Consider the following 15,859-nt stretch of genomic DNA (forward strand, 5'->3'; position numbering starts at 1 on the left):
TTAAACGGGTAAAGCCTTCCCCTGTTGTTTTCCTGCCCTACAGACTCCGTTATCATGCTCGCTATGCCTTATAAACCGAACAGGTTGCGGTGAGACGTAAAAAAATAAAAAACTCACTCATTCATTAAAAGTTAAGAACATGGACATCATACGCCAATGAGTACATCAGAGAATTTCGACGCCCACACCCCAATGATGCAGCAGTACCTGAAGCTCAAGGCGCAGCATCCGGATATTTTGCTGTTTTACCGTATGGGCGACTTCTATGAGCTGTTTTATGACGATGCCAAACGCGCGTCACAGCTGATGGATATTTCGCTTACCAAACGCGGCGCATCGGCAGGCGAGCCAATCCCGATGGCGGGCATTCCTCATCACGCGGTGGAAAACTATTTATCGAAGCTGGTCAGCCTTGGCGAATCGGTGGCGATTTGCGAACAGATCGGCGATCCGGCCACCAGCAAGGGCCCGGTGGAGCGCAAAGTGGTGCGCATCGTCACGCCGGGCACCATCAGCGACGAAGCCCTGTTGCAGGAGCGTCAGGATAATCTGCTCGCCGCCATCTGGCAGGACAACAAAGGCTACGGTTACGCCACGCTGGACATCAGTTCCGGCCGTTTTCGCATCAGTGAACCGGCAGACCGGGAGACCATGGCGGCAGAGCTGCAGCGCACCAATCCGGCGGAGCTGCTCTACGCCGAAGACTTTGCGGAGACCTCGCTGATTGAAGGCCGCCGCGGTCTGCGCCGCCGTCCGCTATGGGAATTTGAAATCGACACCGCCCGCCAGCAGCTGAATTTACAGTTCGGCACCCGCGATCTGGTGGGTTTTGGCGTGGAAAACGCGCCGCGCGGCCTCTGTGCAGCGGGCTGCCTGTTGCAGTATGTCAAAGATACCCAGCGCACCTCGCTGCCGCATATCCGCTCCATCACCATGGATCGCCAGCAGGACAGCATCATTATGGATGCCGCCACGCGCCGCAATCTGGAGATCACCCAGAACCTGGCCGGCGGCTTTGAAAATACGCTGGCGTCGGTGCTGGACTGCACCGTCACGCCGATGGGCAGCCGTATGCTCAAGCGCTGGCTGCATATGCCGGTGCGTGATACCGCAGTGCTGACAGAACGTCAGCAGACCATTGGCGCGTTACAGGAGCTGACCGCTGAGTTGCAGCCAGTGCTGCGTCAGGTTGGCGATCTGGAGCGTATTCTTGCGCGTCTGGCGCTGCGCACTGCCCGCCCGCGCGATCTGGCGCGTATGCGTCACGCCTTCCAGCAGTTGCCGATCCTGCGCGAGCAACTGGCGGACGTCGACTGCAAGCCGGTACAGCAGCTGCGTGAAAAAATGGGCGAGTTCAGCGAGCTGCGTGAACTGCTGGAGCGGGCAATTATTGATGCGCCGCCGGTGCTGGTGCGCGACGGTGGCGTGATCGCGCCAGGCTATAACGCCGAACTGGACGAGTGGCGCGGGCTGGCGGATGGCGCGACCGATTATCTGGATAAACTCGAAATTCGCGAGCGTGAAAAACTCGGGCTAGATACGCTGAAGGTGGGCTATAACGGCGTGCACGGCTACTTCATTCAGATCAGCCGCGGCCAGAGCCATCTTGCGCCCATTCATTACTTACGCCGTCAGACGTTAAAGAACGCCGAACGCTACATCATTCCAGAACTGAAGGAATATGAAGACAAGGTGCTGACCTCAAAAGGCAAAGCGCTGGCGCTGGAAAAACAGCTGTATGAAGAGCTGTTCGATCTGCTGATGCCGCATCTGGGGGATCTGCAACAGAGCGCCACCGCGCTGGCAGAACTCGACGTGCTGGTGAACCTTGCCGAGCGCGCTGACACGCTCAATTACAGCTGTCCGACCTTCAGCGATAAACCGGGGATCCGCATCGTCGAGGGACGTCATCCGGTGGTCGAGCAGGTGCTGAACGAGCCATTCATCGCCAACCCGCTGTCGCTGTCACCGCAGCGCCGGATGCTGATCATCACCGGCCCGAATATGGGCGGTAAAAGCACCTATATGCGCCAGACGGCGCTGATCGCCCTGCTGGCCTATATCGGCAGCTACGTCCCGGCGCAAAAAGTGGAGATTGGTCCCATCGACCGTATCTTTACCCGCGTGGGCGCGGCGGACGATCTGGCCTCCGGTCGGTCGACCTTTATGGTGGAGATGACTGAAACCGCCAATATTCTGCATAACGCCACCGAGAACAGCCTGGTGCTGATGGATGAGATCGGCCGCGGCACGTCGACCTATGACGGTCTGTCCCTCGCCTGGGCCTGTGCGGAAAATCTGGCGAACCGCATTAAGGCGCTGACCCTCTTCGCCACCCATTATTTCGAGCTGACGCAGCTGCCGGAAAAAATGGAAGGCGTGGCGAATGTGCATCTGGATGCGCTGGAGCACGGCGACACCATCGCCTTTATGCACAGCGTACAGGACGGCGCGGCCAGTAAAAGCTATGGTCTTGCGGTAGCGGCGCTGGCGGGCGTGCCGAAAGAGGTGATCAAGCGCGCGCGCCAGAAGCTGCGCGAGCTGGAGAGCATTACCCCGAACGCGGCAGCCACCCAGGTGGACGGTACGCAGATGTCGCTGCTGATGCCTGCGGAAGAAACCAGCCCGGCGGTGGAAGCGCTGGAGGCGCTGGATCCGGATACGCTGACACCGCGTCAGGCGCTGGAGTGGATCTATCGTCTGAAGAGTCTGGTCTGACCCCCTCCGCCCGGCGGCGCAGGCTTGCCGGGCCTACAACCTCCCCCTGTTGTGCCTGCATATCTTCGTAGTATTCCGAGTTGCCGGGCAAGCCCTGGCTGAGCTTCTATACTTGTTACTTCATTCAGCAACAAAATGGGGTAAATACATGACCATTCATAAGAAAGGGCAGGCACACTGGGAAGGCGATATTAAGCGCGGTAAAGGTACCATCTCCACCGAAAGCGGCGCGCTGAAGCAGCAGCCTTACGGTTTTAATACTCGTTTTGAAGGCGCCGCCGGGACTAACCCGGAAGAGCTGATTGGCGCGGCCCACGCAGGCTGTTTCTCAATGGCGCTGTCGCTAATGCTGGGCGAAGCGGGCTTTACGCCGGAAAGCATCGATACCACGGCGGATGTGTCGCTGGATCAGGTGGATGGCGGCTTTAAAATCACCAAAATTGCGCTTAACAGCACGGTGAAACTGCCGGGGATCGAGAAAGATCAGTTTGATCCGATCATCCAGAAAGCGAAAGCCGGATGCCCGGTATCTCAGCTGTTCAACGCTGAAATCACACTGGATTATACGCTGAACTAAGGCGTGTGCTCCGCCCGCTTGCTCAGGAGCGGGCAAAGAAAAAGGCCAGTCATGTGACTGGCCTTTTTTGTACAGAATCGATTATTCGCGGAACAGTGCTTCGATGTTCAGCCCCTGCGCCTGCAGGATTTCACGCAGACGACGCAGACCTTCTACCTGAATCTGGCGGACACGTTCACGCGTCAGTCCAATTTCACGGCCAACATCTTCCAGCGTGGCGGCTTCATAACCCAGCAGACCGAAACGACGCGCCAGCACTTCACGCTGTTTGGCGTTCAGTTCGAACAGCCATTTGACGATGCTTTGTTTCATGTCATCGTCCTGCGTGGTGTCTTCCGGACCGTTTTCTTTTTCATCGGCCAGGATGTCCAGCAGCGCTTTTTCGGAATCGCCACCCAGCGGGGTGTCTACCGAGGTAATGCGCTCGTTGAGACGCAGCATACGGCTGACATCATCAACAGGTTTATCGAGCTGTTCTGCAATTTCTTCTGCACTCGGTTCGTGGTCCAGCTTATGGGACAACTCGCGAGCGGTACGCAGATAGACATTTAACTCTTTAACAATGTGGATTGGCAGTCGAATCGTACGGGTTTGATTCATGATCGCCCGTTCGATGGTCTGACGGATCCACCAGGTGGCATAAGTGGAGAAACGGAACCCACGTTCAGGGTCAAATTTCTCTACCGCGCGGATCAGGCCGAGGTTACCCTCTTCAATCAGATCCAGCAGCGCCAGTCCACGATTGCTGTAGCGACGGGCGATTTTCACCACCAGACGCAGGTTACTTTCAATCATCCGACGGCGGGAGGAAATATCCCCACGCAGTGCGCGTCGTGCGAAATAAACTTCTTCTTCAGCAGTTAACAGCGGAGAGTAACCAATTTCTCCAAGGTATAACTGAGTCGCGTCCAGCACACGTTGCGTGGCGCCCTGCGATAACAGTTCCTCTTCTGCCAGGTCGTTATCACTGGGTTCCTCTTCATTTAAGGCTTTCTCGTCGAAAACCTCAACTCCGTTCTCATCAAATTCCGCGTCTTCATTTAAATCATGAACTTTCAGCGTATTCTGACTCATAAGGTGGCTCCTACCCGTGATCCCTGGACAAAGCATTAACTTCACTGTTTGTTTTTTTACCCTGCAACGGCGATTAAGCGCGCTGCAGGGACGAAACAAGAGTGAGCCAATGACTCTGCCAAATTATCGCTGCGGCAAATAACGCAGCGGGTTGACGGATTTCCCCTTGTAACGAATTTCAAAATGTAAGCGTGTTGAACTGGTTCCGGTGCTACCCATGGTAGCTATCTTCTGCCCCGCCCTGATTTCTTGTTGTTCCCGGACCAGCATTGTATCGTTATGGGCGTAGGCACTCAGGTAATCATCGTTATGTTTAATGATGATTAAATTACCGTAACCGCGCAGTGCGTTGCCGGCATATACCACGCGTCCGTCAGCGGTCGCGATAATAGCCTGCCCTTTACTGCCAGCGATATCAACCCCTTTATTACCACCCTCGGTGGCAGAGAAGTTGTCGATAACTTTGCCTTCAGTCGGCCAGCGCCAGGTCGATATAGGGGCGCTGGTAGATGCACTGCTGGCGGTCGGTTCGGTAGTGGTAGCAGATGGCACGGTTACAGGCGCTGTGACGGTAGTCGCAGGCTTGTTGTTTGGCAACATCTTGTTATCACTTTGTTCACCTGAGTCCTCAGAATACGTAATTGTCGGTTTCGGCGCAACCACCACGGTTGAATTTTGTGCAGGCGGAGTGACGATTCCCTGCGCAGAAGCATCAGCCTGAGTGATAGCATTTCCGCCCGTTATCGGCGTACCCGATGCATTACCGACCTGCAGAACCTGCCCGACATTCAGGCCATACGGGGCGGCAACGTTGTTTCGCTGGGCCAGATCCCTGAAATCGTTCCCGGTGATCCAGGCGATATAAAACAGCGTGTCACCTTTTTTGACCGTATAAGTGCTGCCGCCGGTATAGCTACCTTTCGGAATGTTCCCATACTTACGGTTGTACACAATACGACCGTTTTCGGTCTGAACCGGCTGTTCTGCCATTGGCTGGGTCTGGGATTGCGCAGGCATCGGCTGAATAGCTGGCGTCTGCACGGGTTGAATTTGCGGCGTTTGTTGCGCAGACGCGCCCATTTTGGGCGGCGGCGTAATTAACATTCCGGAACCTGAACTGGAAGCGCTGTTGCCGCCGACGGAGCTGACCGGCGCTGGCGCGTTATCCGAGCTTGAGCATCCTGCAAGCCAGAGCGAAACCAGTGATAATGCCGCGAGGCGACTTACGGTAAATTTTGGGCTTCCCGTGCTCATTTATCCTCCAGGAATGTGTTAACTGTCAGTGACTTAATGATGACTGTGGCGGTCATTCGCAAATGAGCTACACCCTACGCGGATATGCGCTGAAATCCCTCAGACAATTCCAGGAATCAGGCCAGTTCCCCTTTCACAAGCGGAACAAAGCGTACGGCTTCCACGGTATCGATGATAAATTCGCTTCCCCGTCGACGAACCCGTTTAAGTTGCTGGTGTTCGTCCCCCACAGGTAAAACGAGAATGCCGCCCTCATCCAGCTGCGACATCAGCGCCACAGGGATTTCCGGCGGTGCAGCCGTCACAATAATGGCGTCGAAGGGCGCACGTGCCTGCCACCCTTCCCAGCCATCGCCGTGACGGGTGGAAACATTATGTAGATCCAGCTGCTTAAGACGACGACGGGCCTGCCATTGCAGGCCTTTAATACGTTCGACGGAACAAACATGGTGCACCAGATGGGCGAGGATCGCCGTCTGATAGCCTGAACCTGTGCCAATTTCCAGCACCCTCGACTCCGGCGTCAGTTCCAGCAGCTCGGTCATGCGCGCCACCATATAAGGCTGCGAAATGGTCTGCCCCTGGCCGATAGGCAGGGCGACGTTTTCCCATGCTTTGTGTTCAAACGCCTCATCAATGAATTTTTCACGCGGCACCTGCGCCAGCGCGTCAAGCACCGGCTCGCTACGGATCCCCTGCTGGCGTAACTGTTCCAGCAGCGCCTGTATGCGTTTTGTTACCATTGCGTATTCACCCCGGCGCGCTCAAGCCATCCGCTCACCACTTCCTGCGCGCTGTAAGCGGTGAGATCGACATGCAGCGGCGTGACCGACACATAGCCTTCATCGACAGCGGCAAAATCGGTGTCCGGCCCGGCGTCGTGTTTCTCCCCTGGCGGGCCGATCCAGTAGAGCATATTGCCGCGCGGATCTTCCTGCGGGATCACTTTATCCGCCGGATGACGGGTACCGCAGCGCGTGACGCGAATGCCTTTGATTTCAGCAAGCGGCAGATCCGGGACATTGATATTCAGAATACGTCCGGTGCGCAGCGGCTCCCGGTTTAATGCCCGCAGGATCGAACAGGTCACCGCCGCGGCCGTGTCGTAATGCTTATAACCATTAAGCGACACCGCCAGCGCCGGAAAGCCGAGATGTCGCCCTTCCATAGCCGCCGCGACGGTACCGGAATAGATCACATCGTCGCCCAGGTTAGCCCCGGCGTTAATACCGGAGACGACAACATCCGGACGGGGGCGCATGAGGGCATTGACCCCCAGATAGACACAGTCGGTAGGCGTACCCATCTGCACGGCGATGTCGCCATTTTCATGGGTGAAGGTGCGTAATGAAGATTCGAGGGTCAGCGAATTGGACGCGCCACTGCGGTTACGATCGGGCGCGACGACCTGTACGTCGGCAAATTCCCGCAAGGCCTTCGCCAGCGCCTGAATGCCTGGCGCATGGATCCCGTCATCGTTACTCAGCAATATTCGCATAATCACCCGATGTGTTGATAAGTTCCCTTACCACACTGGTGGCAAAACTACCTGCCGGTAGCCAGAAACGTAACTCGACGGTCACGTCATCCCACCAGTTCCAGCTTAACTGCTGCACGTTGAGCAGCATGGCGCGCCGCGCCGCCTCAACCTTTTCACGCAACAGCAAGGATTGTAATTCGGGGGCATCGGCAATCGCCGCCTGCTCAAACGCCAGCGCTTCACGCTGCGTTCCCCAGTCACCGCTTCCCGGCAGGGCAGCCGTAATCATCAACTCGCGTTGATCCACGCGGGCCTGTAAATCTTCGCGTTCTTCAGGGGTGGCGACAAACCAGCTTCCGCGCCCGGCTAATTGTAGCGCATCGCCGTCAACAACTTGATTAAAGTCTGTTTTTTTCAGCCGCTCGCTGACAATCTGATTAAACAACGCGCTGCGGGCCGCCGACAACATAAAACTGCGTTTATTGCGATCGCGCACCGCCGCATTGCTTTGCGCCCAGCGCAACGCGCCGTGCAGGTTGCTGCCGCCCAGACCAAAGCGCTGCGCGCCGAAATAGTTCGGCACGCCCTGCTGCGCGATGGCTTGCAGGCGCGTTTCCACCTCCGCCCGATCGCTGATGTCGCGCAGCACCAGCCTGAACTGGTTGCCGCGCAGCGCGCCTAAGCGCAGCTTACGCTTGTGGCGGGCATATTCCAGCACCCGGCATCCTTCCGGCAGGAAGGCGGAAATGTCCGGCATACCGTTGCCCGGCACGCGGGCGCACAGCCACTGTTCCGTCACCGCGTGCTTATCTTTTTGTCCGGCAAAGCTCACTTCGCGGGCGGGAATTTTCAGGAATTTCGCCAGATCGTCGGCCACCGCGCGGGTATTGCAGCCGGTTTTCTGAATGCGCACCAGAATGTGCTCGCCTTCACCATCAGGTTCAAAACCTAAATCTTCCACCACCACAAAATCTTCCGGGCTGACTTTCAGCGCGCCGGAGGCCTGGGGTTTGCCATGCAGAAACGTCAGGTCGTCGAACGCAATCATTTTGCCGCCCTGACTAACAGCGCCACCGCTTCACAGGCGATACCTTCGCCACGGCCGGTAAAGCCAAGCTTTTCCGTGGTGGTGGCTTTAACGTTCACATCATCCATATGGCAGCCAAGATCTTCGGCGATAAACACGCGCATCTGCGGGATATGCGGCAGCATTTTTGGCGCCTGGGCGATAATGGTCACGTCGACGTTGCCGAGCGTAAAGCCTTTCGCCTGAATACGACGCCAGGCTTCGCGCAGCAGCTCGCGGCTGTCGGCGCCTTTAAACGCCGGATCGGTATCCGGGAACAGCTTGCCAATGTCGCCAAGGGCCGCCGCTCCCAGCAGCGCATCCGTCAGCGCATGCAGCGCCACGTCGCCATCGGAGTGGGCCAGCAGACCTTTTTCGAAAGGAATGCGCACGCCGCCAATAATAATCGGGCCTTCGCCGCCAAAGGCGTGTACGTCAAAACCGTGTCCAATACGCATTATGCCATCTCCTTTCCGGTCATTCGGGTGAGGTAAAATTCTGCCAGCGCCAGATCTTCCGGTCGCGTGACTTTGATGTTATCCGCGCGGCCGCTGACCAGCACCGGGTGATAGCCGCAATGCTCCAGCGCCGAGGCTTCGTCGGTGATGGTCGCGCCGTCATGTAAGGCGCGTTGCAGGCAGTCGTGGAGGAGTTCACGCGGGAAGAATTGCGGCGTCAGCGCATGCCAGAGATCGTTACGATCCACGGTATGCGCCACGGCGGCGATGCCTGGCTCGCCGCGCTTCATGGTGTCGCGTACCGGGGCGGCAAGAATACCGCCGACGCGGCTGGTGTCGCTGAGCGCCAGCAGGCGGGCGAGATCGTCCTGATGCAGACAGGGACGCGCCGCGTCGTGCACCAGCACCCAGGGCGCATCCCCTGCGGCCTGAAGCCCCGCCAGCACGGAGTCTGCCCGCTCGGCCCCGCCGTCAACGACGGTGACCTGCGGATGATCCGCCAGCGGCAGCTGCGCAAAGCGCGCGTCGCCGGGGCTGATGGCGATGATCACTCTTGCCACGCGCGGATGCGCCAGCAGCGCCGCCACCGCGTGTTCGAGGATCGTTTTATTGCCAACTGAGAGATACTGCTTAGGACATTCCGTTTGCATGCGGCGGCCAAATCCGGCGGCCGGCACCACGGCACAAACGTCCGGAATTATTGCTGCCATGTCGTAAACCCGGGCTTCGCTTATCGATTATTTTGCAGTGACCCTGGCGTGCGTTTAGACGCATCCGGTACCAGACGGTAAAAGGTTTCGCCTGGTCTGGTCATACTGAGTTCGTTACGTGCGCGCTCTTCAATCGCTTCCTGGCCGCCATTGAGATCGTCAATTTCGGCGAAAAGCTGATCGTTGCGCGCTTTAAGTTTGGCGTTTGTTATCTGCTGCGCGGCCACATCGTCGTTGACACGGCTGAAGTCATGCAGGCCGTTTTTGCCGAACCACAGTGAATACTGTAGCCAGACCAGCAGTGCCAGCAACAGCAGCGTTAATTTACCCATCGTGCCCCCTGAAAATCGGCATCATCATCCCATAACTTGCGCGCAGACTCCACACTAAGCCGATACCGCGTCATCGCGGCCAAATGTAGCACTATTTACGGGCGGGCGCACAGGTACGCATTCCTGACACATTGCCTTAACGAGCGTTACGCTTTGAAGTATGGAACGGCTTAGCCCATCAGCCACATAAATAACGCGCCGAACATGGTGACCACGATAATTACCGTCGCCACGCTGCTGTAAAGCAGCCTGCCGTCCAGCAATGAGTGCATGGCGATGCCCACCACCACGGCGACGGGCATCAGTGCCAGAAAGAAAGGCCAGGTATACAGAAAAAAGAACAGTGTATTCGGGCCATAGAGCAGAAAGGGTATGCCGAGCGCCAACAACCACGACACAAAGCCAACGATTGCCCCCGGAAATGACCAGGTGGTTTCCTCGCGGGCAGCGGTCTCAGACCGTGACAGATAAATGTTCTGGCTATTGCGCATATTGGATCCTGTGACCTGACTGTCCGTGATAGCAAAATCGGACATGTCTCAGGATCTGATAATATCGTTCTGTCTCAGCAGGTCTAATAATTGACCCACTAAATTTGTTACCAATTGTTCACCATCAAGATGCACATCCGGCGTTTCAGGCGCTTCGTAGACCGAATCGATACCGGTAAAGTGACGCAGCTCCCCAACACGGGCTTTTTTGTACAGCCCTTTGGGATCGCGCGCTTCGCAGATGGCCAGCGGCGTGTCGACGAACACCTCAATAAAGCGCCCTTCCCCGACGCGTTCTCGCACCATTTCACGTTCGGCGCGGTGCGGAGAGATAAACGCCGTCAATACCACCAGCCCGGCATCGACCATCAGACGCGCCACTTCCCCGACGCGACGGATGTTCTCTTTGCGGTCATCATCACTGAAACCCAGATCGCTGCACAGCCCGTGGCGTACGTTATCGCCATCAAGCAAATAGGTGCTGACGCCAAGCCCGTGCAGCGCCTCTTCCAGCGCCCCGGCAACGGTGGATTTCCCCGAGCCAGACAGCCCGGTAAACCACAGCACAACCCCACGATGACCGTGGAGTTGTTCGCGTTGCCCGGCGGTCACCGGATGCGGATGCCAGACGACGTTTTCATCGTGCTGCGCCATTATTTGCCTCCCAGCAAATCACGCGCGCCCCAGTGCGGGAAGTGTTTACGCACCAGCGCGTTCAGTTCCAGTTCAAAAGCGCTGAATTCCGATGGCGCATGGCTTGCCTGCGCGTTCGGCTCCCGCACCATACCTGCGCCCACGGTGACATTGCTCAAACGATCGATCAGGATCATGCCGCCGGTCACCGGGTTTTCCTGATACTTATCCAGCACCAGCGGTTCGTCAAAGGTCAGATCCACCAGCCCGATGCCGTTCAGCGGCAGGTTTTCAGCCTGATTATGTTCGAGGGTGTTGATGTTCACCTGATACTGAATGCCATCGACGCGGGCGCGGGTTTTCTTACCGGCGACTTTGATGTCGTAACTCTGGCCCGGCGTCAGCGGCTGCTCCGCCATCCATACCACGTCCACCGACGCGCTCTGCACCGCTTTCAGCCCGTCCTGCGCATCCAGCAGTAAATCGCCGCGGCTGATGTCGATTTCGTCCTTCAGCACCAGGGTGACCGCTTCCCCTGCCCCGGCCTGTTGCAGATCGCCGTCAAAGGTAACGATACGCGCCACCGTCGATTCGACGCCTGACGGCAGCACTTTGACGCGCTGGCCGACGTTGACACTGCCGGACGCGATGGTGCCGGAGAAGCCACGGAAATCAAGATTCGGGCGGTTCACATACTGCACCGGGAAACGCATCGGCTGCGTCTCCACCACGCGCTGTATCTCAACGGTTTCCAGCACCTCCAGCAGCGTCGGACCGCTGTACCACGGCATATTGCTGCTCTGACTCGCCACGTTATCGCCTTCCAGCGCCGACAGCGGCACAAAGCGGATGTCGAGGCTGCCCGGCAGCTGTTCGGCGAAGGTCAGATACTCTTCGCGGATCTGATTGAATCTCTCTTCGCTGAACTCAACCAGATCCATTTTGTTCACCGCCACCACCAGATGACGGATGCCCAGCAGCGTCGAGATAAAGCTGTGGCGGCGGGTCTGATCCAGCACGCCTTTACGGGCGTCCATCAGCAGGATCGCCAGGTCGCAGGTGGACGCGCCGGTCGCCATATTGCGGGTGTACTGCTCGTGGCCCGGCGTGTCGGCGATAATAAATTTACGCTTCTCGGTGGAGAAATAGCGGTAGGCCACGTCGATGGTGATGCCCTGCTCGCGCTCGGCCTGTAAACCATCCACCAGTAGCGCCAGATCCAGTTTTTCGCCCTGGGTGCCGTGACGTTTGCTGTCGTTATGCAGCGACGAGAGCTGATCTTCATAAATCTGGCGGGTATCGTGCAGCAGACGCCCAATCAGCGTACTTTTGCCGTCATCGACGCTGCCGCAGGTCAGAAAACGCAGCAGGCTTTTGTACTGCTGCGCATGCAGATAGGCTTCCACGCCACCTTCGCTGGCAATTTGTTGTGCAATAGTCGTATTCATGGCGGCTCCTTAGAAATAACCCTGGCGTTTCTTCAGCTCCATAGAGCCGGCCTGGTCGCGGTCAATGACGCGTCCCTGTCGTTCGCTGGTGGTGGACACCAGCATCTCTTCGATGATCTCCGGCAGCGTTTGCGCTTCGGATTCCACCGCGCCGGTCAGCGGCCAGCAGCCGAGGGTACGGAAACGCACCATGCGCTGCTCAATTTTTTCGCCCGGTTGCAGGTCGATGCGATCGTCATCGATCATCATCAGCATACCGTCACGCTCCAGCACCGGTCGCTCAGCGGCCAGGTACAGCGGTACGATTTCAATATTTTCGAGGAAGATGTACTGCCAGATATCCAGCTCGGTCCAGTTGGAGAGCGGGAACACGCGAATGCTTTCGCCTTTGTTGATCTGGCCGTTGTAGTTATGCCACAGCTCCGGGCGCTGGTTTTTCGGATCCCAGCGGTGGAAACGGTCGCGGAACGAGTAAATACGCTCTTTGGCACGGGATTTCTCTTCGTCACGGCGCGCGCCGCCGAAGGCCGCATCAAAACCGTATTTGTTCAGCGCCTGCTTCAGCCCTTCGGTTTTCATGATGTCGGTGTGCTTGCCGCTGCCGTGCACGAAGGGGTTAATGCCCATCGCCACGCCTTCGGGATTTTTATGCACCAGCAGCTCGCAGCCGTAGGCTTTGGCGGTGCGGTCACGGAACTCATACATTTCGCGGAATTTCCAGCCGGTATCCACATGCAACAGCGGGAACGGCAGCGTGCCCGGATAAAACGCTTTGCGCGCCAGATGCAGCATCACGCTGGAGTCTTTGCCGATGGAATACATCATCACCGGATTGCCAAATTCTGCCGCCACCTCGCGAATGATATGGATGCTTTCCGCCTCCAGTTGTCGCAGGTGAGTGAGTCGTTTTTGATCCATAACCGTTCCTTAAGCCAGATTTACCACGGAGTTATCAAAAGATCCCGTGCCTGTAGAGTGTTGAAACCAGGCGAGCGCATCGCGTAAGTGCACCACTTCGCCCACCACCAGCAGCGCTGGCATCGGGGCGTTAAGCGCCAGGTTCTCTAATTGTTCTAATGTGCCGGTTTTGACTGACTGATCGCGGCGCGTACCGCGCGAGATCACTGCCACCGGCGTCGCTTTATCGCGACCGTGCGAAATAAGTTGCTGGCTGATTTCCGCCGCCTTCATGGTGCCCATATACACCGCCAGCGTCTGACGGCTCTGCGCCAGCTGCGACCAGTCGAAAGGCGTGCTGTCGGCTTTGTAATGCCCGGTCACAAAGGTCACGCTCTGGGCAAAATCACGGTGCGTGAGCGGGATGCCTGCGTAAGCCGTTGCGCCGGACGCCGCCGTCACTCCGGGCACCACCTGGAAAGGCACGCCCGCAGCGGCAGCAGCCTGAAGCTCTTCGCCGCCGCGCCCAAAAATAAAGGGATCGCCGCCTTTCAGCCGCACCACGGTTTTGCCCGCCCGCGCTTCATCAATCAGCATCTGATTGGTTTCATGCTGCGGCACCGCATGGCCGCCAGCCCGTTTGCCGACGCAGATTTTGTCGGCGTCGCGCCGCGTCAGCTCCAGCACCTCATCGCTGACCAGATGGTCATAGAACACTACGTCAGCCTGCTGAATAACCTGCAGACCGCGCAGCGTCAGCAGCCCGGCATCGCCTGGCCCTGCGCCCACCAGGATAATTTCCCCGCCAGCACTGCCTGACGATGCCAGCTCTTCCGCCAGCACCGCTTCGGCGGCCTGTTCGTTCCCGGCAGCCATCAGGCTGGCGAAGCGCCCGCGAAAGGCCGCTTCCCAGAAACGACGACGCGCGTCTGTGGTTTTACGCAAGGTTTTGATGCGCTCGCGCCACTGTCCGGCAACCTCCGCCATGCGGCCTAAATTCGCCGGAAGCAGCGCTTCGATTTTTTCCCGCAGCAGACGCGCCAGCACCGGGGCGTTACCGCCGGAGGAGATCGCCACTACCAGCGGGCTGCGATCGACGATTGACGGGAAAATAAAGGAGCACAGCGGCTGGTCGTCCACCACGTTCACCAGCCGGTGGCGGGCGTCGGCGGCGTCATAGACGCGACGATTAAGCGCGCGGTCGCTGGTGGCGGCGATAACCAGAAACACAGCATCAAGCTGCGTTTCATCGAACTCGGTTGCCAGCCATACCAGTGCCTGTTCATCCGCCAGACGCTGCACCTCTGCGCCCAGTTCACGGGCGACAACCTGCACCTTCGCCCCCGCGCGTAATAAGAACGCGATTTTGCGGGCGGCGATCTCGCCACCGCCAATAACCAGTACGGGTCGGTTTTTTACCGCAGCAAAAATGGGCAGGTGATCCACAAGGTAACAGCTCGCTAACATTCAGGAATAAGGGGACTATAGGGGGCGGCTGTGAGCGAATGAAATTACGAATTGGAATGAGTAGTTCCGCAAAGGAATAACGACGCGGGAAAGCAAATATCAAAAAGTGCTTAACGCCAGAAAATTCGTGCGTTTAGGCGCAATTCAAATTGTGTAAGGCCGATCACAGTTTCATACTAAGCCGGTCAAAAATTTCCGGCATGTTTAAGGACTCACTATGTTTTCCGCATTGCGCCACCGTACCGCTGCCCTGGCGTTCGGCGTATGCTTTACTCTTCCCGTTCAGGCGGCGTTGCTACCGCCTGGCGACATGGCAAGCCATCAGGCACGTTATATTGCAACCTATTTCCCCGGCCGTATGACCGGCACGCCGGCAGAGATGCTTTCGGCGGATTATGTGCGACAGCAGTTTGCGCAGATGGGTTACCAGAGCGATATCCGCAAGTTCACCAGCCGCTTTATCTATACCTCGAAAACCAATCAGCGTAACTGGCACAACATTACCGGCAGCACGGTGATCGCCGCGCATGAGGGCAAGCAGCCGGAGCAGATTATTATCATGGCGCACCTCGACACCTACGCGCCGCGCAGCGATGCGGATATTGATAACAATCTCGGCGGCCTGACCTTACAGGGGCTTGACGATAACGCTGCCGGCGTTGGCGTGATGCTGGAACTGGCCGACGCGCTGAAAGATGTTCCGACGCAGTACAGCATCCGTTTTGTCGCCACCAGCGGCGAAGAGGAAGGTCAGCTCGGCGCGGAAAACTTTCTGAACCGCATGAGCGAGGCTGAGAAGAAAAACACCCTGCTGGTGATCAATCTCGATAATCTGATCGTCGGCGATAAGCTCTATTTCAACAGCGGCAAAAATACCCCCGCCTCGGTACGCAAGCTGACCCGCGACCGCGCGCTGGCCATTGCCCGCAGTCGCGGCATCGCCGCCGCCACCAATCCTGGCCTGAATCCGCAATACCCGAAAGGCACGTCGTGCTGCCACGATGTTGAGGTGTTTGATAAAGCAAAAATTCCGGTGCTGTCGGTGGAAGCGACAAACTGGTCGCTGGGCAATAAAGACGGTAACCAGCAGCGCGCCAAAACCCGTTCATTCCCGGACGGCACCAGCTGGCACGATGTGCGTCTGGATAACCAGCAGCACATCGACAGCGCCCTGCCAGGCCGCATCGAACGCCGCAGCCGCGACGTAATGCGCATCATGCTGCCGCTGGTGAAGGAACTGGCACGGGCGAAAAC

The 15,859-nt window shown here is 57.7% G+C and carries 16 protein-coding genes; 3 read left to right on the forward strand and 13 right to left on the reverse strand.

Annotation, left to right across the window (positions count from 1 at the left end):
• Window positions 1-156 precede the first annotated feature (156 nt).
• A complete protein-coding gene (mutS, locus tag QRD42_RS00525) occupies window positions 157-2,718 on the forward strand; it encodes a DNA mismatch repair protein MutS (RefSeq protein WP_321987955.1) in 2,562 nt (853 codons plus the stop codon).
• Between the two features lie 148 nt (window positions 2,719-2,866).
• Window positions 2,867-3,295 (forward strand): OsmC family protein, encoded by a 429-nt coding sequence (locus QRD42_RS00530; protein WP_072569985.1) that lies wholly within the window; start codon window positions 2,867-2,869, stop codon window positions 3,293-3,295.
• Window positions 3,296-3,376: 81 nt separating this feature from the next.
• On the opposite strand, the gene rpoS is transcribed toward QRD42_RS00530, so the two are convergent.
• From rpoS to cysG, 13 genes are all read right to left on the reverse strand, one after another.
• The gene (rpoS, locus tag QRD42_RS00535) at window positions 3,377-4,369 is read right to left on the reverse strand and encodes an RNA polymerase sigma factor RpoS (RefSeq protein ID WP_072569984.1); all 993 of its coding nucleotides are present in this window, start codon (window positions 4,367-4,369) and stop codon (window positions 3,377-3,379) included.
• Window positions 4,370-4,492: 123 nt separating this feature from the next.
• On the reverse strand, window positions 4,493-5,623 hold the full coding sequence (nlpD, locus tag QRD42_RS00540; RefSeq protein ID WP_072569983.1) for a murein hydrolase activator NlpD: 1,131 nt from the start codon (window positions 5,621-5,623) through the stop codon (window positions 4,493-4,495).
• A 116-nt stretch (window positions 5,624-5,739) separates the two neighbouring features.
• Complete coding sequence (locus tag QRD42_RS00545) at window positions 5,740-6,366, reverse strand: protein-L-isoaspartate(D-aspartate) O-methyltransferase (RefSeq protein ID WP_072569982.1); 627 nt, start codon at window positions 6,364-6,366, stop codon at window positions 5,740-5,742.
• Window positions 6,360-7,121 (reverse strand): 5'/3'-nucleotidase SurE, encoded by a 762-nt coding sequence (surE, locus tag QRD42_RS00550; protein ID WP_318376430.1) that lies wholly within the window; start codon window positions 7,119-7,121, stop codon window positions 6,360-6,362. The genes QRD42_RS00545 and surE overlap by 7 nt, the downstream gene beginning before the upstream one ends.
• The gene (gene truD, locus QRD42_RS00555; protein ID WP_321987956.1) at window positions 7,102-8,151 is read right to left on the reverse strand and encodes a tRNA pseudouridine(13) synthase TruD; all 1,050 of its coding nucleotides are present in this window, start codon (window positions 8,149-8,151) and stop codon (window positions 7,102-7,104) included. The genes surE and truD overlap by 20 nt, the downstream gene beginning before the upstream one ends.
• On the reverse strand, window positions 8,148-8,627 hold the full coding sequence (ispF, locus tag QRD42_RS00560) for a 2-C-methyl-D-erythritol 2,4-cyclodiphosphate synthase (protein ID WP_072569979.1): 480 nt from the start codon (window positions 8,625-8,627) through the stop codon (window positions 8,148-8,150). Before ispF ends, truD begins: the two co-directional genes overlap by 4 nt.
• Window positions 8,627-9,337: a 2-C-methyl-D-erythritol 4-phosphate cytidylyltransferase gene (gene ispD / locus QRD42_RS00565; RefSeq protein WP_321987957.1), complete on the reverse strand. Its 711-nt coding sequence runs from the start codon at window positions 9,335-9,337 to the stop codon at window positions 8,627-8,629. Before ispD ends, ispF begins: the two co-directional genes overlap by 1 nt.
• A gap of 20 nt (window positions 9,338-9,357) precedes the next feature.
• Window positions 9,358-9,669: a cell division protein FtsB gene (ftsB, locus tag QRD42_RS00570; RefSeq protein ID WP_072569977.1), complete on the reverse strand. Its 312-nt coding sequence runs from the start codon at window positions 9,667-9,669 to the stop codon at window positions 9,358-9,360.
• 170 nt (window positions 9,670-9,839) lie between these two features.
• Window positions 9,840-10,160 carry a DUF3561 family protein gene (locus QRD42_RS00575; protein ID WP_072569976.1) on the reverse strand — a complete coding sequence of 107 codons (321 nt, stop codon included), beginning with the start codon at window positions 10,158-10,160 and terminating at the stop codon, window positions 9,840-9,842.
• Window positions 10,161-10,208: 48 nt separating this feature from the next.
• The gene (gene cysC / locus QRD42_RS00580; protein ID WP_321987958.1) at window positions 10,209-10,814 is read right to left on the reverse strand and encodes an adenylyl-sulfate kinase; all 606 of its coding nucleotides are present in this window, start codon (window positions 10,812-10,814) and stop codon (window positions 10,209-10,211) included.
• A complete protein-coding gene (gene cysN / locus QRD42_RS00585; protein ID WP_321987959.1) occupies window positions 10,814-12,241 on the reverse strand; it encodes a sulfate adenylyltransferase subunit CysN in 1,428 nt (475 codons plus the stop codon). The genes cysC and cysN overlap by 1 nt, the downstream gene beginning before the upstream one ends.
• A 9-nt stretch (window positions 12,242-12,250) precedes the next feature.
• Window positions 12,251-13,159 (reverse strand): sulfate adenylyltransferase subunit CysD, encoded by a 909-nt coding sequence (gene cysD / locus QRD42_RS00590; RefSeq protein ID WP_072569973.1) that lies wholly within the window; start codon window positions 13,157-13,159, stop codon window positions 12,251-12,253.
• A gap of 9 nt (window positions 13,160-13,168) precedes the next feature.
• A complete protein-coding gene (gene cysG, locus QRD42_RS00595; protein WP_321987960.1) occupies window positions 13,169-14,584 on the reverse strand; it encodes a siroheme synthase CysG in 1,416 nt (471 codons plus the stop codon).
• A gap of 238 nt (window positions 14,585-14,822) precedes the next feature.
• Between cysG and QRD42_RS00600 the strand changes: the two genes are divergently transcribed.
• On the forward strand, window positions 14,823-15,859 hold a 1,037-nt coding region (locus QRD42_RS00600; protein ID WP_321987961.1), incomplete at its 3' end, for an aminopeptidase.

It is taken from the genome of Enterobacter sp. PGRG2, assembly GCF_030291195.1.
Lineage (GTDB): Bacteria > Pseudomonadota > Gammaproteobacteria > Enterobacterales > Enterobacteriaceae > Enterobacter_D.